This is a genomic window from Micromonospora sp. NBC_00362 (assembly GCF_026342155.1).
Classification (GTDB): Bacteria; Actinomycetota; Actinomycetes; order Mycobacteriales; family Micromonosporaceae; genus Micromonospora; species Micromonospora hortensis.
Genome location: NZ_JAPENH010000001.1, coordinates 409855 through 433173 on the forward strand (window position 1 = coordinate 409855; position 23319 = coordinate 433173).

Below are 23319 nucleotides of genomic sequence, written 5' to 3' on the forward strand. Positions count from 1 at the left end.
ACATGCGCGACGTGGCTGACGAACACCTCTGGTACGCGCTGCCAGTCCTCACCGGTCGAAGAATCCGGCTGGAGCCGTTGACGCTCGAACATGCCTCCGGCTACCTCGCGGCGGCAGGCACCGAACCCGACGACGCCGAAGTCTTCCGCTGGCAAAGTCCACCCGGCGGCGCGCTGCTCCAACCCGTCACCATCGAGGACGCGACCCGGCACATCACCACCGCGCTCGCCGCCAGAGCCACCGGCACCAGACTCCCCTACGCCCAGGTGGATACACGTACCGGTGAGTTCGTCGGAACGACATCGTTCGTCGATCCGCAACCCGCTCTGTTGGCGCTGTCCATCGGCTACACCTGGCTCGGCCGGACCTGGTGGCGATCGGGCCTGAACACGGATTCAAAGCTCACCATGATGACGTTCGCGTTCGAAACCCTCGGCGCGGTCCGGATCGCCCTGCAGACCGACATCAACAACATCCGGTCTCAGCAGGCGATCGAGCGATTGGGAGCGTCCCGCGAAGGCGTACTGCGCAAGCACCGGCGCCGGGCGGACGGTACATGGCGTGACACCGTGCTGTACTCGATCGTCGATGACGTCTGGCCAGCGACGAAGGAGAAGTTGCTGGCACGGCAGGCGGCGCACGAGCAGAACTAGCGATCTATTCCGTCGACAACTCTGACCTCTTGTCCTCCCACCAGCCGCGTCGATACTGACGCTCCGCTGTGGAGACAACTACGCTAAGGAACGCTCACCGGATCGGATCGAGCTGGCGAAGCGTTCCACGTCGGATAGCGGCGTGGGTAGCTGTGGGGGAGTACGAATGGCCGACTTGCCGCACCCGCTCGCCGCGTTCATCGTGGCCGAAATTCGCCGTGCCCGAGGGGCCTCCGGGATGACCCAGGATTCCTTCGGTCGGGGCGCCGGCTTCAGCGCCTCGCACGTCAGCGCGGTGGAGAGCGAGACGCGGGCGCTGACGATGGACTTCATCAAGGGCGCCGACCGGGCGTTCAAGAACGGCGGGCTGTTCGAGCGCATGGTGGGCAAGCTCGGCGCCCCGTCGTGGTTTCTGCCGTGGTTGGACGCGGAGCGCACGGCGACGCAGCTCAGGTGCTTCCAGCCGAGCCTCGTTCCGGGCCTGCTCCAGACGGAGAGCTACGGCCGCGCCGTCATCCGCTGCAACGACACGCTGAGCGACGACGAGGTCGAGAAGCGGCTCGCCCACCGGATGGACCGGCAGGAGACCCTCACGAAGGCAACTGCCCCTCACTTCGTCGCCGTCATCGCCGAGGCGGTGCTCCGCCGCGCCGGCGCGGACTTCCGCGACATCATGGCGGGGCAGATCAAGCAGTTGACCACCCTCGCCGAACGGCCGAACATCAGCATTCACCTGCTGCCGGACGAGGTCAGCATGCACGTCGGCCTGACCGGGCCGTTCAGCCTGGCCCGGCTGCCCGACCACAAGTGGGTGGCCGAGATGGAGAACCAACTCGGCGGCGTCGTCATCGACCGCGACGACGATGTGGATACCCTCGTGTCGAGGTGGGAGATGGTTCGCAGCGAGGCGCTACCCCGCCAGCAGTCGCTGGATCTGATGAAGGAAGTGGTGACGTCATGGACCTGACCGGCGCTACGTGGCGCAAGTCCACCCGCAGCGGCTCCGGCGGCGGCAACTGCGTCGAGGTCGCCGATAACCTGCCCGGCATCGTGGGCGTGCGGGACTCCAAGGACCCCGAAGGTCCGGCGCTGGTCTTCGGGCCGGTGGCCTGGCGGGCCTTCGTCGCCGAGGTCGCCCGGCGGCCATAACCCCAACCCCGAACGCGCAGAAGCGCCCGCCCCCAACTCAGGGGACGGGCGCTTCACCGTGCGGGAGTCGGTTAGCTCACCACCGACCGCAGCGGCACCTTCGCCTCGCGCAGCGCGCGTACCAGATCTCTTGCGAACGGGTGTTCGTCCACCTGGAGCCCTTGCGGGTTCGGGATCACGACGTACGCCGAGCCGTTCTTCTCGGACGCCTGTGCGTCGGTGGTGAAGCGTTTGACGATCGCCCGGGCGCGGGGCAGGTCGCCGGCCGCCACCTGGATGGTGATCGGCCGCCACCCGCCGCCCAGGTCCGGCGGCACCGGCGCGGCGGCGGCGCCGGCGCGCGCCGCGTCGACGCCGGCCGGACGCCGGGCGTCGGGCGCGGCCGTCGGCGGGTAGAGCAGCGCGTTGGCGACCAGGTGCAGACCATTCTCGTTGTACGCGCGGAAGAGCGGATTGAACGCGAACAGCACCGCCCGACCGGCGCCGGTCGGCTCGTCGACGACCGCCGCGGTGCCCTTCAGCGTCTCCGCCCCGACTGTGAAACCGTTGGCCCAGAAGGTGTCACCGGTCGGGTAGGTGAGGACGTTCGTCCCGGTGGTGCTCGGGGTGAGGATCGGGTCGCTGTTGTTGAACTCGAAGTCCTCCGCCGGGCGACCCAGCGCCACCGGGCTGTCCCGGTCGACGTCGACGCGCAGGTGCGAGCCGATCACCAGGTAGTCCGCGGGTTTGGTCTTCTCCGTGGTCGAGGTGAGCCCGGCGGCCCGGGCGACCCGGGTGCCCTCGTTGCGCAGCCCGAGGTAGGTGTGGCCCTGGCCGATCCAGTCACGCAGGTTGGCCTGCCCGGCGGCGGTCAGACCGCCGGTGGCGCTGCCGCCGTCCGGCACCAGCAGCACCGTACGCCCGGTGAACGCCTCGGTGTTGTCGTTGATGTCGGCAGTGGTGACTGGCTTGAGGTCGAGCCCCCACCGCTTGCCGAGTACGTAGCGGGCCTCGCCGTGTGAGCCGGAGGTGGTGGAGATGCCGGTGCCTTGGAACAGCCCCACGTCGGGCAGGTCGAGGCGGGTGCCGGAGGGCCGACCACCCGGGGTGAGGCTGACCCCGAGGGATTCGGCCAGCCCGTCCACGGTCCGGTTCACAGTGGCGGCCGGGATGGCGACAGTGCTGGTCGTGAGGTCACGGACCAGGGGTACGCCACGGCCGAGCAGGCTGAAGGTGAACTCCGCGGCGGCGGCCGAGTCGAGCGGGTACGTGTACGAGCCCCAGGGCCACGCCGCACCGGTGCGACCGCCGGAGACCTTGCGCACCAGTTCGGCCCTCGGCCGGACGGAGTCTCCGGTGTAGATGGTGTTGATGCCCATCAGCAGCGGGTTGCTCCAGGACGACACGTCGTAGAAGTACGGGAACGGCACGTACGGGTCCTCGCCCATGAGGGCCTGGATCCAGTGCTTCTGGGGCTGGTCCATCGGGATCCAGTACGCGCCCTTGGGCACCGTCACGTTGGTGGCGCTGCGCCCGCCGAAGACCCGCGCGGTGGGCACCCGGGTCGCCTTCTGCACCTCGTACACCTCGACGTCCATCCGGCGCAGCCGCTCGACGAGTTGGCGGACGTCGGCGAGCTGCCGGTCGGGCAGCAGGAAGTACGAGCGGATGGTGAGGTCCGGCACCGGGAACTGGACCTCGTTTGTGGGTTGCACCACCTCGTTCGGTTCGAGGGTGCCCGCCCTGCCCTGGGCGAGCGCGTCGGTCCAGATGTCGAAGTAGCCCTCCAGCACCTCGCGCTTGTTCGCGGCGGCCCAGCCGAGCGTCGACCACTGGGTGTGGAACTGCTGCTGGACCCGGTCGGCCACCGCCGACGCGCTGCCCTTCTCGTACGTCATGCCGGCCGCGCCGAAGCCGGTGGTCGGCACCGTGTCGCCGTAGCCCATGAAGAACATGTCGTACGTGTCGTAGTTGAAGTAGCACTCGGTGAAGGCGTTCTCGTCGCAGGCCCCGTTGAAGCCGAAGCCGACCTTGTTGGCCTCGCCGATGCGGTTGATCCAGTCCACCGCCTCACCGGCGATCTCGTGGTGGATCGGGTCGGCGTTGGGCGGGAAGAAGTACTGTCGGCCGCCCATCTCGTGTGCGTCGACGAAGACCTGCGGCGGGTAGCGGCGCAGCAGTTCGAGCTTGCCGTCGGTCTCCTGCTGGGTGCGGGCGAACCAGTCGCGGTTCAGGTCGAAGCCGAACTCGTTCTGCCGGCGGGTCGCGTCGCGGCCGTCCGGGTTCTGGGTGGGGACGATGATGGTGACCAGGTTGTCGTTGCGCTGGGCGACAGCGCAGGACAGGCCCGCTGCCAACTCGTACAGCGTCTTGAGCGCCGCGTCGGCGCCGCTCTTCTCGCCGCCGTGCACGTTCGCGGTGACCCAGACGATGGCCGGGCTGTCCTTCGCCGTCCGGGCGGCCGTTCGCGCGCTGGTCCGGCGCGGGTCGCGCAGGTCCCGGATGTCGTCGGCGATCTCGCGTAGCGCGGCGGGCCGCACGTGGCGTTCGTTGGACACCACCGCGTACGGCAGCGGCTGGCCGAGCACGCTGGTGGTCATCACGCCGGTGACGACCCGGTTGGAGGCGCGGTCGACGGCCCCGAGGTAGGTCCGGACCTCGTCGTTGGTGACGACCCGCTCCTGCCCCGTGCCGAGCGGGAAGCCGAGCACGGCGTCCGGGCTGGGCACTGTGGTCAACCGGGCGGTCGGGTCGTCGCTGCACCGGGAGGGCTGGGCGGCGCTCGCGGCCGGTGTGCCGCCGAGCAGGGGAGTCATGCCGAGCAGGAGCGTGATCGTGGCGGCACTCGCCAGCCGCCTGGCGGGGGCCATCCGGAACGGACGCATCGATGGGACCATGAGTCGTGTTTCCCCTCTCGGGAACAACCGCGCAGTGGCCGGAGCCTATGAACCGCCGATACGACGGTCAAGGGTTGATCGATATTGCTGACTACTCGGCGTGCCGGTCCCGACGCGGAGTGGCAGGATGGTGGCGTCGGCTTGTCGTCGTCTGGGAGGAGGAGACGTGCCGGAGATGATCACGCTCTCGGTCCATCCGGATCTTCCGTCCGCCGATGCTCGGCGTTCGCTGGCGTCCTGGCTGCGCGCCGAGGATCGGCTTCGGGAGGGGGTGACCACGACGCCCCCCGACGGGATGTCGGCGGACACCCCGGACGAACTGCGGGTGGCGGCCAGCGACGCGGGCACCGCCATGGTGCTGGTGCAGGCGATCGCCGGCTGGCTGACCCACCGCCGCGATGATGTGACGGTGAAACTCACCCGGCCCGACGGATGGTCGGCCGAGGTGGACGTGCACCGGGCTCGCGACATGGATCAGGTGACAGCGCTCATCGAGGCTGCGGTGCGTGCTCTGGCCGATCACCAACCGTCGGTCGAGACGAACGACCGCTGAGCGGCCCCGACCTCACCAGGTCGACCGCGCTGCCCGCACACGACGGCCGCTCGCGGGCCGATTATCCACCCGGGCGACGATGACCGATATCGATCGCTGCACGGACGCCCGGCCAGGCGCTCCGAAGTGGATCGATGTCGGGTTCTCGACCCAGCGCTACCGCCCGAATCTCCCTGCCCGGACAGTGCACTGCGCCGGAGGAGGTGGGGACGTTGGGGCAGCCGACGGGCGAGACCGTCATGATCCGGGAGTGGTTCAGTGTGCCGCGGGTGTCCGCCGAGAACCGGGCGGCGGTCTACGGTGGACGCACCCAGGATCCGCGGGTGGAGTTCGTCGCGCTGACCGTACGGTACTGGGTAGACGCGCACGCCACCCGCTCGATGACCCGCGACCGGGTGTTGCAGGCGATGACCGGCCGGATCTCCGCCGACAACGTCTGGGACCTGGTCGCGATGCTGGCGAGGCTCAGGCTGGCCGAGGCGTTCTTCGACCTGGCCGCCTCCGACGTCGACACGGATGGCGCGTTCCGACGATTCCTGCTCGGCCTCGACCCCGCGCTGCTCGACGCGATGCGCCACTACGCGGCCTGGAACGGCATCAATCCGAAGCTGTTCCTCGACGGCTTCCTGGTGGGCGTCGGGGAGTCGTTCGCGACGGTGGTGGTCGACCTCGGCAAACTCGTGCAGCTGGTCGGTCGCCTCCAGCAGGAGCAGTTGACCACCCTGATCGTGCTCACCGTGGACCCCCGGGCCGGTCTGCAACGGCTCGCCGAGCAGGCCACCGTCGTCCGCGAGGCGCTGGCCGGCGTCGTGGCCGCGCTGGACCCGAGCACCGTGCCCGAGCGGCTGCTGACGCTCTGGCGCGGCTGGGCGGCAGAATTCGCGCGGCACCTGGAGGAACTCGACCCGTTCGCCGCCGGCCGGCTGCTCGGCAGGATCGCCGGCGACCTGTTCCAGGTGCTGACCGGCCTGGTCCAACTGGTCCGGCTACTCGGTGGCGTGGCGGTGCGCGCCGCGATCCGGTACGTGCCGCTGCTGATCGTGGGCGCCCGGGAGGCCGCCGCCGAGGTCCGTCTCCTGACCACCCAGATCGCCGCGCTGCTCGTCGCGATCGGCCGGGCGGCACTGCTGGCCACACCACAGGTAGGCCTGGCCGTGCTGCGTACCCTGTTTCCGCCGAAGGTGCTCGACGCGTTGTTCCGACAGGGCCGGACGCTGCTTGTCGACGCCGAACTGACCCTGACCGTCTTCAACCAGGCCGCGCACGCCGAGGCGTTCGCCGGGGCGGGTGCGGGCGCCCGACTCGGCGCGCTGATCAGCGCCGACGGCAAGCCGGTCCTGATGGCGTGCATGTCGGAGACGGTGTCGTCGGCCGGTCGCTCGGCCAGCCGAGCGGAGCTGAACCAGGCGCTCGACGAGATCATCAAGCGGGTTGAGGACCTGCGCGAGCTCAAACCGCCCAAGGCCCCCCGCGACATCCGGGCCGCCGCGGTGCGGGCCGCCATCGCCCGTCAGCTCGAGCAGCGCCTGACCACCGTGTTCAACCGGGCGTTGCAGACCGCCGCGTACGAGGAGTTCCGCGCGCTGCGCAAGGCCGGGCAGGCGCAACCCTGGCGGCTCGGCCAACAGGTGCACCGGCGGATGGCGGCCGACACCGCCCAGTTGGTCGCTGGTTCACCGGGGTTGCAGCCGTTCGCGGAGAAGTCACTCGCCACTGTCGTCGAGGCGGTCCGCGCGGCCAACCCGGAGCTGGCCGCTGCCCTGCGCGGCTCCGACGCGGTGCTACGGCAGACGGTCGCCCAGCTCCTGCTCAGCCACCCGGACCGGGACCTGCTGCTGCGCCTCGTCGGGTTCACCCGGAGCCCGTCCGCGGCCGGCGCGGAAAAGGCGTTGGCCGCCCACCTCGCCGAGCGGTTCGGCTGGAAGGCGTCCACGACCGTCGGTGAGCTTCGCAGCGACCTGCTGTTGGTCGACTCGGAGGCGGCCCGGGTCACCAACGTGGACTGGACCGCGTCGACGAAGCTGGAGCGCTTCGAGAAGACGTGGGGCACTGTCGCCGACGACCTCGGCGAGGCGTTCGACGGTCGCTGGGAGGCGATCGCGGACGCCTACCAGCGGGCCAGGAAGGGCGGGGTGCCGGCTGAGGTCGTCGCCGGCCTGGAGGAGCTGACGGCGCACGCCGTGCGGGAGACCGTCGTTCGGCAGGCCGCCCTCAGCCAGCTGTTCCCCGGGTTCTTCGTCACCTCGCACGAGATGACGTACCAGGGCCTGCAAACCCTGTTCAAACTGCCACTCTAGAGGAGCACCGATGGGTGAAGTCGTCGTCGCCGACGCGGACCTGGCGACGCTGGGGTTCAGCACCGCGCACTCCGACCGCTACGTCTACTCCAACTACTTCGTGCCGGTCCAGCTCACCTTCGACGACGGCGAGACGCCCCTGCTGCCGTTCTACGTCAAGCAGGCGCTGATCGAGGCGATGCGGTACGGCGGGCTCTCCCCTGACCGGCTGCCGCACCTGCTCAAGGAACTCGGCCTGTCGGGGCTGTGGAAGGCCAACGACATGGACGCCGCCGAGGCGGCGCTGCCGGGGCAGGACTCGGGCATGACCAACCGTGAGCCGCCGGCCCGGCGCCAGAGTCTCCTCGGTGACCAGGAGGCGGAGTTCGTCGCCGGTCTGCTCCAGTCCGACGTGGGCATCGCGTTCCTCGACCGGACCCGGATCCGGCCGGTGGGCTTCGCGCTCGGCGAGCACGTCTACGCGCTGGCGCTCGCGCCCGGCGAGGAGGCGGTGCTGGAGCAGCGCACCTACACCAAGCGTGAGCTGACCCTGGAGGAGCAGGACGAGACGGAGAAGCAGACCGACGTCGAGCTGACCAGCGCGCTCACCACGGAACTGCAGGAGGGCTTCGAGCGGCAGAAGTCGCTCACCGACACCTGGGGGCTCAACGCCAGCCACACCGGCCAGTACACCAGCCCGACCGGCGTCTGGGGCACCTTCAACGCCAGCCACACGATCGGCTACACACGCAGCGTGACGGCGGCCAGCCAGGAGACCAGCCGCCGTGCGGTCAAGGACAGTCAGACCGCCACCTCCAAGGTCGCCGCCCGCTACCGCACCCAGCACAAGACCGACTTCAAGTTGGTCAGCGAGACCGGCATGGAGTCGACCTCGAAGCGGACCGTACGCAACCCCAACCGGGCAACGCCGATCACTCTGCACTACTTCAAGGTGCTGCAACGGCTGGAGCTTGCCCACGAACGCTACGGCGCCCGGGTGTGCTGGGCGCCGACGGTGAAGGACCCGGCGCTGGCGTTCGCCAAGAAGATCACCGACGGCCGCCAGCGGATCAGAGACAACGCTCTCGCCGCGCTGCCCACCATGCCGGTCAAGCCGGTGCCCCCGGCGCCCGGCGTGCCGGCCGCCGTGGAGACCCGCACCATCTACTCCCCGGTGGTCACACTCGACAAGTGGGGATTCACCGGCGACATGAGCGCCGACTACGACATCGACGTCGCCTTCGACAGCGGGTGGGAGTGGGACGGCGACATCGAGGCCATTCGGCAGAACCTGACCCTGATCACCCGCCGGCCGCCGTCGGGCATCGCGGCTCGGGTGGTCGGCGTTCCGGTGGTCACCGACGCCAACGGTCAGCCGGCGCTGCGGGTACGCATCCACGTCGGCGCGGCCAGCTGGCTCGCCGGTCCCGGCGCCGACGTGCAGCTCGCCGCCACGTTCCGGCGTACCCCGACGCTGGTCGCCGAGAACGCCGACGACGCCGCCTACAACGCGCTGGTAGCGGGCTATCTGACGGACCTGCAGGACTGGCAGGACAAGCGCGACGGTGCGCTGGCGGCGGCGGAGGAGGCCGCTGACGAGTTCGAGGCGCGGCTGCGCGGCGGGTTCTCGCCGGTCAACGAGATGGTCTCGCAGATCGTCGAGGCGCACTTCCCGGCCAGTGTGCGGGACGAGGCGTGGGAGATCGAGTTCTGGCACCGCGTCTTCGACTGGGAGCGCGCCTCGTTCGTGTCGTACCCCGGCTGGTGGTCAGCCGGTGACGCCCGCGCCCCCGAGCGCGACCCGAGTGACTTCCTCAACGCCAGCTGGGCGAAGCTCTACCTTCCGGTGCGGGCCGGTATGGAGCTGGCCGCGCTGCGGTGGATCTTCGGCAAGGCCGTGGCGACCCGGCTCGCGCCGGCCGTGGAGCAGCAACTGGCCGCGTTCGTCGACGAACTGGGTGCGTTCCGCACCAGCCACCTCGGCACCGGCGACGAGATGCCGGACCTGACCAGCGAGTGCCAGGAGGTGCCGGAGCGGGTCTACTGCCTGGCCAAGTGGGCCGAGCTGATGCCCACCGACGGCACTCACCTGGAGGTCGTGCAGGGTGCGACCACCGCGGCCGACGCGGTGACCAGCAAGGAGATCGCGGACGCGGAGGCTCTGCGGGCGGCGCTGCTCGACGGCGAGGTGCAGACCAACCGGCTCAAGACCAGGGCGTACGACCAGATGACCGGGGTCGCCGACGTCGACGTCCACCTCGGCACGTCGGGTAACAGCAGCCCGACGGCGTGACACGGCGGCCCGCCGCCAGCCGAGGAGTCGGCCGGCGGCGGGCCGGGTGGCACACGTACGGCTACCAGGTGGTCAGGCCGAGGCCGATCGTCTTGGTCAGCGTGGCGTTGTCGTCGTCGCCGTCGAGCGACCAGATCATGGCGCCGGCCAGGCCGGCCCGTCGGATGTAGAGCGTCTTCTGCAACACGACCGCCGGGTCGTCGTACGTCCACAACGTCGTACCGTCGAACAACCAGGCGTGTCCTGCGCGCACGTCGCGGTGCACCGTGTAGCCGTTACCGGCCAGGGTCTTCAACTTCTTGTAGTCCTCGTACCCGGCCTCGAAGGTGGCCGGCGCGGGCCCGGTGGCCGGCTGGAACAGGCCGTTGCCGCCGCCGGTGATGCCGGTCCAGCCGCGACCGTAGTAGGGGATGCCGAGAACGAGCTTGTCCCGCGGCGCGCCACGGGCGATCCAGCCGTCGATGGCCACCTCGACGGAGAAGTCCGGGTTGTCCGGGGCACCCGCCGGGACGCGAAGCGCCGACTGCTGGTTGGCCCGTGCGTCCCAGCCGCCGTGGAAGTCGTACCCCTGCACTGTGGCGAAGTCCAGGTACTTGAAGATCTTGCGGCCCTCGTAGCCGGCGTCCATGGTGGCCGGGCTGGCCGGCAGGAACGCGGTCAGCGGGTGGTGCGCGCGGGTCGTGCGCCCGTACGCGTCGAGCTGCCGGCGGAACTCGGCGAGCAGCTTGGTGAAGTTCTCCCGGTCCTCCGGGCGGATGACGTTGCCGGGCTCACCCTCCCAGTTGGGCCACTCCCAGTCGAGGTCGATGCCGTCGAAGACGCCGGCCCCGGCACCGGGGCCGCCGGCGGCGCCGTCACCGCCGGGCAGGTTCCCCTTGAGGTAGAGGTCGATGCAGGACGTCACGAACGCCTTGCGGGAGGCGTCGGTGCGGGCAGCGTTCGAGAAGTACGTCGACCAGCTCCAACCGCCCAGCGAGATCAGCACCTGCAGTTTGGGGTGCTTGGCCTTGAGCTTGGCGAGCTGGCCGAAGTTGCCGTTGAGCGCCTGGCCCGGTGCGTCCGCGACACCGTCGACGCTCTCCTCGGCCGGGACGGGACGCTGGTAGTCGGCCCAGGCGTCGCCCTCACCCGGCCCACCGTCCACATAGCAGCGGCCATCCTCGCTGACGTTGCCGAAGGCGTAGTTGAGGTGGGTGAGGCGACTTGCCGCCCCGGAGGTTTCGAGCTTCTTGACCGGGAAGGCTCGGCCGTAGATGCCCCACTGGGTGAAGTAGCCGACCCGGTGGTAACCGGTGCGGCGCTGGTGGTTGTCACCGGCGCTGGCGGCGGTGGGCGGAGCGGCGGTGACCAGCACTGTCGCCAGGGCGACGACGGCGGTGAGACGGCGGTGGCGGAATGGTCGCATCGGCACACTCCCACGAGACATCAAGCAGAATTAGTAAAGACACTTATCTGATTGATGAAGTTAAGCCGATCACCCTCCGGGGTCAAGAGCCGTCCAGCCACATGGGGGATTGTGACGGCGTTACCGGGTGGTAACGATGTTGTGCCATGGACTCCGCCGTGACTCTGATCGGACTACCCGTCGCCCTCGGCATCATCATGCTCGGTCTGGGTCTCGGACTGACAATGGCGGACTTCCGCCGGGTGGCCCACCATCCACGAGCCGCCGTCATCGCCCTGGTCTGCCAGGTGCTGGTGCTGCCGGCGCTCTGCTTCTGCCTCGTCCTCGCGTTCGACCTGGCACCCGAGCTGGCCGTCGGCATGATGCTGCTGGCCGCGTCACCGGGTGGCACCACCGCCAACCTCTACAGTCACCTGTTCGGCGGGCACGTGGCCCTGAACATCACCCTGACCGCCATCAACTCGGTGCTCGCCGTGTTCACCCTGCCGATCCTGGTCAACCTGTCGGCGGCGTACTTCCTGCCCGACGGCAGGAGCATCGGCCTGCAGTTCGACAAGGTGCTCCAGGTCTTCGCCATCGTGCTCGTCCCGGTCGCGATCGGCATGCTCATCCGGGCGCGGATGCCGCACCTGGCCGAGCGGCTGAACCGCCCGGTCCGGATCATCTCCGTCGTCGTACTCGTCGCGGTGATCGCCGGCGCGGTGCTCGGCGAGCGGGAGAACATCGCCGACTACTTCGTCTCGGTCGGCCTGGCCGTGCTCGCCTTCAACCTGCTCAGCCTCGCCATCGGCTACGGGGTGCCGCGCCTCGCCGGTGTCGACCGGAGCGCCGCGACGGCCGCCGGTTTCGAGATCGGCATCCACAACAGCACCCTGGCCATCACTATCGCGCTCAGCCCGGCGCTGCTCAACAGCACCCAGATGGCGATCCCGGGCGCCGTCTACGGCATCGTCATGTTCTTCACCGCGGCGGCCTTCGGCCTCCTGGTGACCCGCGTCGGCGCCCGGTCCGCCACCGCTCTGACGCCCTGACGGCCGGTGCCCTGTCGCCCCGACGGCAGCCGTCGAGGCGACAGGGCTGACGGCAGCGGTCAGCCGACCTGGTTGTTGTCCTTCTGCGCGCCCCAACCGTGCCAGCGGTCGATCTCGATCAGGGCACTGACCCGGGCACGTTCCCGGCGTGGGTACGCGTTGCCCGTGTAGTGCTTCGACAACCGGTCGATGTCCGCCAGGCCCTCGTCGGGGCGCAGTTCGGCGACGTGCCCGATGATGCTGACGTGGGTGTACCAGCCAGCCTCGTCGAGCACGGTGAGGGACACCCGGGGGTCGTTGCGGACGTGCTCCAGCCGGCGGCGGCTCTCGTCCATGTTCACCAGGATCCGGCCGTCCTCCCACAGGTACCAGGTGGCGGCGGAGACCGGTTGGCCACCGTTGCGAAGGGTGGTCATGACGGCGGGGTTCGGCTTCTGGAGCATGGCGACCGCGGCCTCGGGAAGCGGTGGCTTGGACATGAAGTCTCCTCGTCGCGACAACGTTTACCCCTGCACGTTACGCACCCGCCCGCCCGATCGCGCTCGGATCGCGATCGCGGCGCGGCGGGCCGAGCCCACCCGGCTGCCGGGCTGACGTCGCCTGCGGCGAAGATGTGGTCATGAGCGAATCCACACTGCCCAGGCGTGTCGTCGTCACCGGCGCCACCGGCAAGCTCGGCCGTGCCGTGGTCGCCCACCTGCGCGCCGTGGGCGTCGACGTGCTGGCTGTGGACCGGGCCGGTGGCCGCGACCCACGCGACGTGAACGGCGAGTTCCTGCTTGTCGACCTGACCGACTACGGGCAGGTGGTGGAGGCGTTCACCGGCGGCGCCGACGAGCACGCGGGCGGCGTCGACGCGGTCGTGCACCTCGCGGCGATCCCGGCCCCCGGGCTGATGTCGAACGCGACCACCTTCGCCAACAACTCCGCCGCGACGTACAACGTGTTCGCCGCGGCCCGTGCGGCCGGGATCAAGCGGGTCGTGTGGGCGTCCAGCGAGACGGTGCTCGGGTTGCCGTTCGACACCCCGCCGCCGTACGCGCCGGTCGACGAGGAGTACGCGCCGCGGCCCGAGTCGACGTACTCGTTGAACAAGGCCCTGGAGGAGGAGATGGCGCGGCACTTCTGCCGGTGGGACCCGGAGCTGGTCATGGTGGGGTTGCGCTTCTCCAACGTCATGGACGTCGAGGACTACGCGCCGTTTCCCTCGTTCGACGCCGACCCGCAGCTGCGCCGGTGGAACCTGTGGGGCTACATCGACGCCCGCGACGGCGCCCAGGCGGTCGAGCGCGCTCTCGCGCACGACCAGCCCGGTGCCGACGTCTTCGTCATCGCCAACGCCGACACCGTCATGAGCAGGTCCAGCGCCAGCCTGCTGGCCGAGGTCTACCCGGGCGTCGAGGTCCGTAAGGAGCTGGGTGAGCACGAGACGCTGCTCAGCATCGACAAGGCCCGCCGGGTGTTGGGGTACGAGCCGCAACACTCCTGGCGGGACCACGTCGACGTGCTGTAGATCAGCGCGCCGCCTGGTAGGCGCGGCCGACGGCGGTCGCGCTGCTGCCGGTACGGAACAGGCCGGTCTGGTCCTTGTCGGTGGCGGGCAGGCCGAACCACGCGTACCGCTGTAGCCAGGACAGGCCACCCAGCATCCGGGTCGCCGCGGTGAGGAACGCGGCCTGCTGTGCCTGGCTGGGGAAGCGGACGCCGTTGGAGAAGTCGATCAGGGCGAACTCGGTGAGCCAGATCGGCAGCTTGTACCGGTCGTGCACCGCCTGGAGGTACGACCGGAGCTGGTTGACAGCGTTGGCGGTGGTGAAGTCGCCGCCGTACCAGTGCAGGGCGATGAAGTCGACGCGGTAGCCGCGCTGCTTCGCCCCGGCCATGAACCGGTCGAGCCACTCGCCCGGCCGGTCGCCGCCCCAGGCCACCGCCGGGCTACCCAGCGGAAGGCCGGTGGCCTGCAACTGCGGCCACAGCTCCAACGCCTGCTCGACCGTCATCTCCGCCTGACCCTTCAGGTCCGGCTCGTTGAACCCGAGCAGGTAGCGGCCGTTCTTCTTGGCCTGTTGCAGGTTGGTGGCGGTGACGCTCTTCGCCCCCCAGATCATCGGGACGAACTCGGCGCCCTTCGGGCTGGTGACGCCCGAGTGGGCCACGTCCCAGGTGTAGTACCAACTCGCCCCGGAGTTGGCCAGCGCCTGGCTGACGCCGTCGAAGGTCCACACCCCGACGCCCTTGCGTTTCGAGGTCGCCACCGGGGCTGCCGGGGCGACCGGACGTCCCGTTGTCGGCTTCGCCGTCGGCGGCGGCGTCGGTGACGCCCCCGCCGGGCTCGGCGTGGCGGTGGGCGTGGTCGTGGTGGGTTGTTCGCCGGGTTGCGGGCTCGTGGGTGGCGGCGCGTCGAGCGCCTGCGTCGCCGCCGGGGCGGGCGTCGGCCCGGTGGGCTGCACCACGACGATCACACCGGTCACCAGTACGGCGACCACGGCGGCCACGAGGAGCGGCCACAGCAGACGCCTCGCGCCGATCGGGAGGCGGCCGAGCATCCCACGTCGGGCTTCCGCGTGGACGCCCCGGTTTCCCCTCGCGGCGTCCGCTTCGCCCTGGCCGGTTGCGCGCATCGTCTCGACTCCCTCGTGTGTGGTCGCAGCACTGTTCCATGCTGCGGTGGCGGGGGAACCCGCCAACGCCTCACCTCAGGAGACTCGCCGGCGGTAGCCGGATAACAGTTTCGTCAACTCCGGCCAGCCCGAGACCGCGGGCGCCGGGGTCGGTCGGCTGACCTGACGCCCGCAGGTCGTACCGTCGGGGTCCTGCCCAGCACGCGGCCGGGACGGTACGACGCGGGACGGCCCGGTCAGTGCCTCAGCGTCGCCGACGGTGACTCCCCGAACCGCTTCCGGTACTCGGTCGCGAACCGGCCGAGGTGCACGAAGCCATGGTGCAGGGCAACCGTCGTCACGGACGCCCCCGGCGCGGCCGAGCGGAGCGTGCGGTGCGCCGCGTCGAGCCGGCAGGCCCGCAGGTACGCGGTCGGGGTGGTCTGCAACTCACGGCGGAAGCAGTCCTGCAGTGTTCGTACGCTCACCCGTAGCGCCTCGGCGACGTCACCCACGGTCAGTGCCTCCCCGTGGTGTTCGGAGATCAGGGCGCAGGCCCGGCGGACGAGACGCCCGGGGTGGGCGTGCTGGCCCGGCTCGGACAGCAGGTGGGAGTGGCTGTGCTGATGGGCCAGCAACAGCTTGCCGATGAGCCCCTGTTCGAAACGGGCGGCTACCTGCGGGTGGTCGAACAGGGACGCGTCCGCCGGCTGGGACAGCTCGTCGGCGAGGAACGCCACCCCGCGTGCCCACGCCCGCGCGGTCGGCGTGGTCATGAGCATGCCGACGTCGAGGCGGACCGGGTCGTCCACCGGGTGGCCCAGCAGGCGGGCCAGTTCCCGGTCGACGGCCCGCCGGTCGGCGTAGAAGATTCGGTGGGGCGATCCCTCGGACCACCGCATGTCCGAGGAGTCGTACGGGGACAGCACCGAGGCGACGTCGCGGGTCGAGGTCACGCTGTGACCGGCATGGTGGACCATCGTGCTGCCGGCGCTGGGGATCTGGACGAGGTAGAAGCTCTCCAGCGCGGGCGGTTGGATGCGCACCGCCTGCCCGTAGTCCAGGTCGATGACGCCCACCCCGCCCGCCCGGCGAGCCGCCATCCGCAGTCGCACGCTGTGCACACCCGCCTGCGGGGTGAGCCGGTGTGGACAGAAGACCCGACCCACCTCGGCGCGAGCCCGGTCGACGTCGTCCGTCCGGACCGTCACCGCATCCATCCGACACCTCCCGGGCGTCCCGTCGCGCTGACCGTAAGGCGTGACCGGGCCGGACCAGACCCGAAAGCCGTCGACCCGACAGGAAAAGGGTGCTGTCGCGTACCGCGGACAGCGTCCGCGTCGAGCGGATAGCGACCTTCCCGGTCTGCTCGCTAGCGTGCGACCACCGCGGGCGGTCAGCGCCGGCGCCGTTCGTTCGTTCGTTCTTCGGAGGAGACCATGAGGATCGCCGTCGTGGGTGCCGGATTCGCCGGTGTGAGCGCAGCGAAGGTGCTGCGGCAGAGCGGATTCGACGTCACAGTGTTCGAGCGCGCGCCCGACGTCGGCGGGGTGTGGAGCCGCACCCGGCGATACCCCGGCCTGCACACCCAGAACGACAAGGGCACCTACCACCTCTCCGACCTGCCGATGCCCGCCGACTACCCGCAGTGGCCGTCGGGAGAACAGGTCCAGCGGTACCTGGAGAGCTACGTGGAGAAGTTCGGGCTGGCCAGCGCGCTGCGCCTGTCCACGGAGGTCGCCTCGGCCGAGTTGGTCAACGACGAGACCGGGTGGCTGGTGACCTCGCGGCCGGCGGGCGCCCAGGCCCCGCTGACCGTGGAACGGTACGACCACCTGATCGTCGCCAATGGCATCTTCTGCGACCCGTTCGTTCCGTCCTTCGACGGGCAGGCGAGCTTCACCGCCGCCGGAGGGCGCGTCCTGGCGACGGGGGAGTTCCACGACATCGAGGCGGCCCGGGGTAAGAACGTCCTCGTGGTCGGGTACGGCAAGTCGTCCTGCGACGTGGCGGTCCCGGTGAGCGAGGTCGCCGCCCAGACCCATGTGGTGGCGCGCGAGCTGCTCTGGAAGATGCCCCGCAAGCTCGGCGGTGCGCTCAACTACAAGTACCTGCTGCTCACCCGGATGGGTGAGGCGCTCTTCCGCTACCTGCACCTGAGGGGCTTCGAGCGGTTCCTGCACGGCCCGGGGAACGGTCTGCGCCAACGCATGGTCGACAGCGTCGGCTCGGTAGCGACCCGGCAGTTCAACCTGCGCGAGCTGGGTCTCGTGCCCAAGGGCAGCTTCGAGGACATCGCCCGCAGCACTGTCAGCCTCGCCACCGAGGGCTTCTTCGAGCGGGTCACCGACGGCCGCATCGCCGTGCACCGGGAGCAGGTGATCACCGAGTTGCTGGTCGACGGTGGCCGGCCCGCCGCCCGACTGGCCGACGGCACGGTGCTCCCCGCCGACCTGGTGATCTGTGGCACCGGCTTCCGCCAGCACGTGCCGTTCTTCGACGACGCGTTGCACGCCCGGCTCCAGGACGACGCCGGCAACTTCATGCTCTACCGGCAGATCCTGCCGATCGGCGTGCCGAGGCTGACGTTCGCCGGCTACAACTCGTCGTTCTTCAGCCCGCTCAGCGCGGAGATGGCGGCGGTCTGGACGGCCGCGTACCTGCGGGGTGGTCTCACGCTGCCGACCGAGGTCCGGATGCGCGACGAGGTGCGCGCCCGGCTGTTCTGGATGGCGAAGCGCACCAACGGACGGCACGCTCGCGGCACGAACATAATCCCGTTCTCGATGCACAACGTCGACGAGGTGCTCGACGAGTTGGGGCTCAACGTCGGCCCGCTGACCCGGGCACGGCAGTGGCTGTTCCCCGTCGACCCTGGCTCGTACCGCAGGGTGACGGCACAGATGATCCGGCGTACCGCCGATCCGGTATCCGCCATCAGCGACGGAGACCCGATGAAGATGGATAAAATACGCAGATAGGGATCAAGCGGGGCCGGTCGGCGAGGGAGGCTCGGGGACGATGGCAGCGGAACAGGGTCACCACAGTGGTGTGCCCGTGCCGGCGGCCCTGGCCGGCTGAGCTGTCTCGCCGTCCGTGCTGACGCGCACCGAGTTCTTTCGTGGGCTTGGGGAAAGCAAGAGTCCTCGCTCGGCGACCGTCCTGGAACTGCTCTTCGACATCGTCTACGTCTTCGCGCTGGCCCGCCTCGCCGGGCGGGTCGCGGACGACCTGACCATCGTCCGGCACACACTGCTGTCCGAGGCCGGCCAGACCGTCCTGTTCTTCACGGCGATGTGGATGATCTGGTCGCTCAACGCCCTGCTGGCGAGCACCTACGACCCCCGACGTCCCGATCTGCAGGCAGTGCTGCTGGCGACGATGTTCGGCACGCTGGTGCTGGCCGTCACGTTGCCGCAGGCCTTCGGCCAACGCGGCGTCGTCTTCGCCTGCACCTACGTCGTCATCCAGGTCGGCCGACCGCTCTTCCTGGCGTTCGCCCTGCGGGGCCACCCGGCGCACACGTTCTCGCTCCGGGTGCTGACCTGGCACCTGGCGTCCAGCGTGCTCTGGATCAGTGGCGGCATCAGCGGCGGTCTCGGTCGAGGCATCTTCTGGACCATCGCCCTCGCCATCGAGATGATCGGCGCCGCCACCACCTACCCCCTTCCCCGAATAGGCCGGAGACAGCTGAACAGCCTGAGGGTCACCGTCTCGCAGGAGCATCTCGCCGAGCGGTACAACCAGTTCTTCATGATCGCTCTCGCCGAGGTGGTGCTCGAAGCCGGCGCCGCGGTCAGCTTCCCGGGCTTCACCACCGAGGGAACCATCGTCCTCGTCGCCTCGTTCGTGGTGGTCGTCTCGTTCTGGCGGATCTACTTCTACCACGTCAGGTCCGGCCATGCCTCGACCCCGAGCGGGGAGGGGATCCAGTTGTCCCGGTGGGCGAGCTACAGCCTGCTGCTGATCGTCGGTGGCATCATCTGCACCGCCGTCGGCTTCGGTCAGGTCATCGAGGATCCGCACCCGCCGATCGACTGGGCTCTGGTGGCCATCATCTTCGGCGGCCCGGTGCTGTTCCTGATCGGGCGGAGCGCCCTGGAGCGGGAGGACCGATCCGCGCCACGATGTCGGGCGCTGTACTACGGCGCGGTGGCGCTCGCCGTGGCGGCTCCGCCGATGGTGCTGCTCCCGCCGGTCGCCGTGGCGGCCGTCGCGGCGGTGATCCTGGCCGGCATCACCGTGTACGACCAGCGTGCGCACAAGCGTGGGGCGGAGACCAACCCGACGCTGTGACGATCCGTTGCGAGCCGGCGACCCCTGCGCGTATGGTCGTCGGGCACGCCGTCGAGCTGGAAGGAGGTCAGAACAATGTCCGATGTTCTGCGCCCCCTCCGCGCTCCGGCGTCCGCGCGGATCTGATCCGGGGCGCGCGCTTCCCGGAGGACCAACCCATGACTGATCTGGTCATCCGTCCGCTCGTCGCGGGCGAGGAAAACCTGTTCGACTCCATGCCTGATCCGCTGCCGCAACTGCGCCAGGTCGCCTACGCCGACGGGATCGCCGGCGGCGGTTACCGTCCCGAGCGCACCTGGGTCGCTCTCCGTGCCGACCGGGTGGTCGGTCGGGCAGCCTGGGTCCTCCCGCCGGGCGCCGTCGGTGCCCCGTGGTTGGAACGGTTCGACCTGGACGCCGAGCCGGAGGTGGGCGCCGAGCTGCTGCGCGCCGCCCACCAGGCACTGGGCGGTCCCGGTCTGTACCACGCCGCGCTGCCGGCGCACTGGCGGCGTCGGCCCGAGGTGCTGGCCGTGGTGCGGGCGCCCATGGAGGCCGCCAGGCTCGCCGGGCTTGTCGAGCGGGGGGAGCGGCTCCGCTGTTCCTGGACGGGCACCCCCCTACCGGCGTCCTCCGGACGGTACGACTTCCGCGCCCCCGTCGACGTCGCGGAGGTCAAGGCCCTGGTCGCCAGGGTCGCCGAGCCGGACGTACTGACCGGCGTCGAGAACGCACTAGCGGTCGGCGGCGTCGACCTGGCCACCGATCCGCTCGCCTGGCTGGGCGACGCCCTCGACGGATGGCGCGTCGCGATGGACGCGGGTAAGCCGGTGGGCCTGGTCGGAACGGCCGGCGACGCCTGCTTTCCACTCATCGCCTATCTCGGCCTGCTCGACGAGGCCGTCCGACCCGAGTTGCTGGCCGAGGCGGTCCGGGTGCTGGCCGCCGGCGGTGCCCGCGAGGTCATCGCCGACGTGGACGCCCACCGGGTGGCGGTGCTGGCGGAGTTGGAGCGGACCGGCTTTCGGCAGTTGCGCTCCCGGGTCGTCTTCGCGCCGCCGAACAGCCAGGAATAGCTGACCGGGTGCGCCCGGTCACCCGGGCGCACCCCCTCAGCCGGCGTCGAGCGCGGCCCCTGTCAGCATCTGCCCATGCCGGAGATCATCGCGCTCCTCGTCGGCGGGTTGGCGCTTGCCGGGGCGGCGGTCGCCGGGCTCTACCTCTGGCCGGTGGGCCGCCGTGGGCTACGGGTTCCGCCGGCCCGACCGCTCGACTTCGACACGGCCACCCGTGCCGCCGCGGCCATGATCGCCGCCGAGACGGCCGATCCGGAGGTGCGACCGGAGTCGCGTAGTCGCCTGCTGAGCCACGGCTCCCGGACCGGCCGGGCCGTGCTGCTGTTGCACGGGTACACCCTCGCGCCCGAGCAGTACGAGGGGCTGGCCGAGAAGTTCTTCGACAGTGGGTACAACGTCTGGGTTCCCCGGGCGCCCCAGCACGGGACCGTCGACCGGCGGGCCCACCACCGGGTCGAGGCCGGTGAGCTGACGACGTACGCCGCGCAGGGCTGGGCCGTCGCGGCGGCGCTGGGAGACGAGGTCGGCGTCGTGGGGATCTCCGGCGGTGCCGTGCTCGCCACCTGGCTGGCCCAGGTGCCGGGCAACGTCGTACGGCATCTGCTGTTGCTGTCGCCGTTCTTCGGTCCGAACCCGCGACAGGCGCCGGCCTACGCGGTGAAACCGCTCATCGTGCTGTACGGGCGCCGCGTCCTCCGGGACCGCGTCACGTCACGCGGATACTCCCTCGCCGCCGTCACCCAGTACCTGACGATCGCCCGTACCCTGCCGAACCCGCCCCGGCGGACCGGTCTGCGGACCGCGGCGGTCGCGATCAGCCCGCTCGACGGCGTGGTGAACCTGAGGGCAGCGGTCGACGTGCCGCGCCGGATCGCCGACGCGAACGCGATACCGCTGCGGGTGTGCACCCTGCCGGCGGCGCTTGGCGTCGAACACAACACCCTCAACCTCGCTGCCCTGGGCGCCGACGGTGACGAGTGGCGCCGACGGTACGTCGCCCTCTACGAGGGCGAGCCAGCGCCGACGAACGACGCCCCGACCCATCGGTAACCCCGCCGCCCCGCCCCCGCCCCGCCCCCGCCCCCGCCCCGCCCCGCCCCGCCCCCGCCCCGCCCCGCCGATCTTGCACTTTTGGTTGTCGACATGAGTGGGACGCCCCTTATGTCGGGACAGCAAGTGCAAGATCGCGGGGCAGGGGGTTGGGGGCCGGCGGCGTGCTGCGCGCGAGGTTCTAGGCGGCGGCGCTGTTGAAGACCGGTGGGGCGTAGCCGACCGGCTTGTCGCCGATGCCGAGGCCGGGGCTCACCACCCAGGACTGGTACTGCGGGGTGAACATCACGTAGGGCGCCCCGAGTTCCGGCGCGCTGGCCTCGTCGAGCCGGCGACGGGCATCGGCCGGGATCTCGACGTCGAGCGCCTCGAAGTTGCTGCTGACCTGTTCGGCGCTGCTCGCCCCGATGATCACCGAGGCGACGGCGGGCTGGGTGGCGACCCAGTTGATCGCGACCTGGGCCATGCTGCGGCCCAGGTCGGCGGCGACGCTCTCCAGAGCCTCGATGACCTTCCACTCGCTGGCGCTGACCTGGCGACCTCCGGTGCCCGGGTTGGTCAACCGGCCGGTCCCGCTCAGGCCGTCACCGGTGCGCCGGTACTTGCCGCTGAGCAAGCCGCTGGCGATCGGGCTCCACGCGGTGAGGCCCATGCCCATGGTCTGGGCCATCGCTACGTACTCCGCCTCGATGCCCCGGCTGACCAGGGAGTACGGCAGCTGAAGGTTGATCATCGGAGCCAGCCCGTGTGCCTCGGCGTAGCTCTGCGCCCGCGCCGCGTACCAGGCCGGTACGTCGGAGAGCCCGGCGTAGCGGATCTTGCCCGCGCGGACCAGGTCGTCGAGGGTGTGCACGACCTCCTCGACCGGGGTGATCCGGTCCCAGGTGTGCAGCAGGTACAGGTCGATGTAGTCGGTGCCGAGCCGGCGCAGCGAAGCCTCCACGGCCCGCATGATGTGCTTGCGGCCGTTGCCGCTCGCGTTCGGGTCGCTCGGATCGACGGTGTTGGTGAACTTGCTGGTGAGCACGAGTCGTTCGCGGACGCCGGCCCGGTCGATCAAGCGGCCGAGGATCTTCTCGCTCTCGCCGGCGGTGTAGAAGTCCGCCGTGTCGATGAAGTTCCCGCCCGACTCCAGGTACTGCCGGAAGATCGGCTCGGCCTCCTCCTCGGTCTTGCCGTACGCGGCGTGGAACCCGTCGACGCCGAAGTTCATGGTGCCCAGCGCCAGCCGGCTCACCCGCAGACCGGACCGCCCGAGCAGGTAGTAGTGGTTCACGGTGGTGCCCTCCCGATCGTGGTGTCGGCCCGCTGCGGGCCGCGCGTTCCCGACCTTTGCTCGGCAAAAATGGACCTGCAAGTCCAAAAACCGAGATAGGTTGGACCCGCAGGTCCGAACCCAGGAGGTCGCATGACACGGGCGTTGACCCGCAAGGGCGAGGCGACCCGGGCGCGGATCGTCGCCGGGGCCGCCGCCGAGATCCGCGAGCGCGGCGTCGACGAGGTACGCCTCGAGGACGTGATGGCCCACACCGGCACCAGCAAGGGCCAGCTCTTCCACTACTTCCCCGACGGGAAGGAAGGGCTGCTGCTCGCGGTGGCCCAGCACGAGGCGGACCAGGTGCTCCTCGACCAGGAGCCGATGCTCAGCAACCTGACGTCCTGGCCGGCCTGGCTCGCCTGGCGCGACCGACTGATCGAGCGGTACCTCGCCCAGGGGGTGAAGTGCCCCCTCAACGGTCTGCTCGGCCAGACCGGCCGGCGAGCGCCTGGCGCGCAGGCCATCGTGACCGGGCTCATGTGGCGCTGGCAGAAGGCGATCACCGAGGGCATCCGGCACATGCAGTCGACGGGCGACGTCGACCCGGACCTCGACGCCGACCGGGCCGCCGCGGCACTGCTCGCCGGCATCCAGGGCGGTGTGCTGCTGCTGCTCTCCACCGGAAAGATCGACCACCTCGAGGCCGTCCTCGACCTCACCATCGACTCGCTGCGGGCAGGCCCGCGGACGGGCGGGAGCTGAGCGGGGGCCAGCGACGCCGAGTTATCCTTGCGCCCGAGTTTTCGGAGATCGGAGCAGACGTG

General features: G+C 70.3%; 19 protein-coding genes. 13 read left to right on the plus strand and 6 right to left on the minus strand.

Features of this window, described 5'->3' with window-relative positions:
* Positions 1-2: 2 nt before the first annotated feature.
* The 3 genes from OG992_RS01825 to OG992_RS01835 all read left to right on the plus strand — a co-directional run bounded on the left by OG992_RS01825 (position 3) and on the right by OG992_RS01835 (position 1802).
* A complete protein-coding gene (locus tag OG992_RS01825) occupies positions 3-653 on the plus strand; it encodes a GNAT family N-acetyltransferase (RefSeq protein ID WP_266302107.1) in 651 nt (216 codons plus the stop codon).
* Between the two features lie 166 nt (positions 654-819).
* Positions 820-1620, plus strand: coding sequence for a helix-turn-helix transcriptional regulator (locus OG992_RS01830; protein WP_196923667.1), 801 nt, complete (start codon positions 820-822; stop codon positions 1618-1620).
* Positions 1611-1802, plus strand: a complete 192-nt coding sequence (locus tag OG992_RS01835; RefSeq protein WP_196923666.1) for a DUF397 domain-containing protein — start codon at positions 1611-1613, stop codon at positions 1800-1802. The genes OG992_RS01830 and OG992_RS01835 overlap by 10 nt, the downstream gene beginning before the upstream one ends.
* 71 nt (positions 1803-1873) lie before the next feature.
* Here the strand turns inward: OG992_RS01835 and OG992_RS01840 are convergent, their stop codons facing one another.
* Positions 1874-4666, minus strand: coding sequence for a M14 family zinc carboxypeptidase (locus OG992_RS01840; RefSeq protein WP_266302108.1), 2793 nt, complete (start codon positions 4664-4666; stop codon positions 1874-1876).
* 187 nt (positions 4667-4853) lie between these two features.
* Between OG992_RS01840 and OG992_RS01845 the strand changes: the two genes are divergently transcribed.
* The 3 genes from OG992_RS01845 (at position 4854) to OG992_RS01855 (ending at position 9800) form a co-directional block, all read left to right on the plus strand.
* A complete protein-coding gene (locus OG992_RS01845; RefSeq protein ID WP_266305130.1) occupies positions 4854-5231 on the plus strand; it encodes a hypothetical protein in 378 nt (125 codons plus the stop codon).
* A gap of 203 nt (positions 5232-5434) precedes the next feature.
* On the plus strand, positions 5435-7528 hold the full coding sequence (locus OG992_RS01850; protein ID WP_266305131.1) for a hypothetical protein: 2094 nt from the start codon (positions 5435-5437) through the stop codon (positions 7526-7528).
* 10 nt (positions 7529-7538) lie between these two features.
* Positions 7539-9800 carry a hypothetical protein gene (locus OG992_RS01855; protein WP_266302109.1) on the plus strand — a complete coding sequence of 754 codons (2262 nt, stop codon included), beginning with the start codon at positions 7539-7541 and terminating at the stop codon, positions 9798-9800.
* A 61-nt stretch (positions 9801-9861) separates the two neighbouring features.
* Here OG992_RS01855 and OG992_RS01860 read toward each other — a convergent pair whose 3' ends face one another.
* On the minus strand, positions 9862-11205 hold the full coding sequence (locus OG992_RS01860; RefSeq protein ID WP_238683892.1) for a glycoside hydrolase family 18 protein: 1344 nt from the start codon (positions 11203-11205) through the stop codon (positions 9862-9864).
* A 146-nt stretch (positions 11206-11351) separates the two neighbouring features.
* Here OG992_RS01860 and OG992_RS01865 point away from each other — a divergent pair, with 146 nt between their 5' ends.
* Positions 11352-12236 carry a bile acid:sodium symporter family protein gene (locus tag OG992_RS01865; RefSeq protein WP_266302110.1) on the plus strand — a complete coding sequence of 295 codons (885 nt, stop codon included), beginning with the start codon at positions 11352-11354 and terminating at the stop codon, positions 12234-12236.
* 59 nt (positions 12237-12295) lie between these two features.
* Here the strand turns inward: OG992_RS01865 and OG992_RS01870 are convergent, their stop codons facing one another.
* Positions 12296-12715: a PPOX class F420-dependent oxidoreductase gene (locus tag OG992_RS01870; RefSeq protein WP_196926210.1), complete on the minus strand. Its 420-nt coding sequence runs from the start codon at positions 12713-12715 to the stop codon at positions 12296-12298.
* 140 nt (positions 12716-12855) lie between these two features.
* Between OG992_RS01870 and OG992_RS01875 the strand changes: the two genes are divergently transcribed.
* Positions 12856-13749 (plus strand): NAD(P)-dependent oxidoreductase, encoded by an 894-nt coding sequence (locus tag OG992_RS01875; RefSeq protein WP_238683890.1) that lies wholly within the window; start codon positions 12856-12858, stop codon positions 13747-13749.
* A 1-nt stretch (position 13750) separates the two neighbouring features.
* Here the strand turns inward: OG992_RS01875 and OG992_RS01880 are convergent, their stop codons facing one another.
* The gene (locus tag OG992_RS01880; protein WP_266302111.1) at positions 13751-14857 is read right to left on the minus strand and encodes a glycoside hydrolase family protein; all 1107 of its coding nucleotides are present in this window, start codon (positions 14855-14857) and stop codon (positions 13751-13753) included.
* A 236-nt stretch (positions 14858-15093) separates the two neighbouring features.
* Positions 15094-16056, minus strand: coding sequence for an AraC family transcriptional regulator (locus OG992_RS01885; RefSeq protein WP_266302112.1), 963 nt, complete (start codon positions 16054-16056; stop codon positions 15094-15096).
* A 219-nt stretch (positions 16057-16275) separates the two neighbouring features.
* Between OG992_RS01885 and OG992_RS01890 the strand changes: the two genes are divergently transcribed.
* The 4 genes from OG992_RS01890 (at position 16276) to OG992_RS01905 (ending at position 21237) form a co-directional block, all read left to right on the plus strand.
* The gene (locus OG992_RS01890) at positions 16276-17817 is read left to right on the plus strand and encodes an NAD(P)/FAD-dependent oxidoreductase (protein ID WP_266302113.1); all 1542 of its coding nucleotides are present in this window, start codon (positions 16276-16278) and stop codon (positions 17815-17817) included.
* 115 nt (positions 17818-17932) lie between these two features.
* Positions 17933-19132, plus strand: a complete 1200-nt coding sequence (locus OG992_RS01895; RefSeq protein WP_238683883.1) for a low temperature requirement protein A — start codon at positions 17933-17935, stop codon at positions 19130-19132.
* A 158-nt stretch (positions 19133-19290) separates the two neighbouring features.
* Entirely contained in the window at positions 19291-20187 is an 897-nt protein-coding gene (locus OG992_RS01900; protein ID WP_266302114.1) for an acetyltransferase, read from the plus strand.
* Between the two features lie 75 nt (positions 20188-20262).
* A complete protein-coding gene (locus OG992_RS01905) occupies positions 20263-21237 on the plus strand; it encodes an alpha/beta fold hydrolase (RefSeq protein ID WP_266302115.1) in 975 nt (324 codons plus the stop codon).
* 181 nt (positions 21238-21418) lie between these two features.
* Here the strand turns inward: OG992_RS01905 and OG992_RS01910 are convergent, their stop codons facing one another.
* Positions 21419-22513 (minus strand): aldo/keto reductase, encoded by a 1095-nt coding sequence (locus tag OG992_RS01910; protein ID WP_266302116.1) that lies wholly within the window; start codon positions 22511-22513, stop codon positions 21419-21421.
* Between the two features lie 132 nt (positions 22514-22645).
* On the opposite strand from OG992_RS01910, the gene OG992_RS01915 reads away from it, so the two are divergent.
* A complete protein-coding gene (locus tag OG992_RS01915) occupies positions 22646-23257 on the plus strand; it encodes a TetR/AcrR family transcriptional regulator (protein WP_266302117.1) in 612 nt (203 codons plus the stop codon).
* Positions 23258-23319 lie beyond the last annotated feature (62 nt).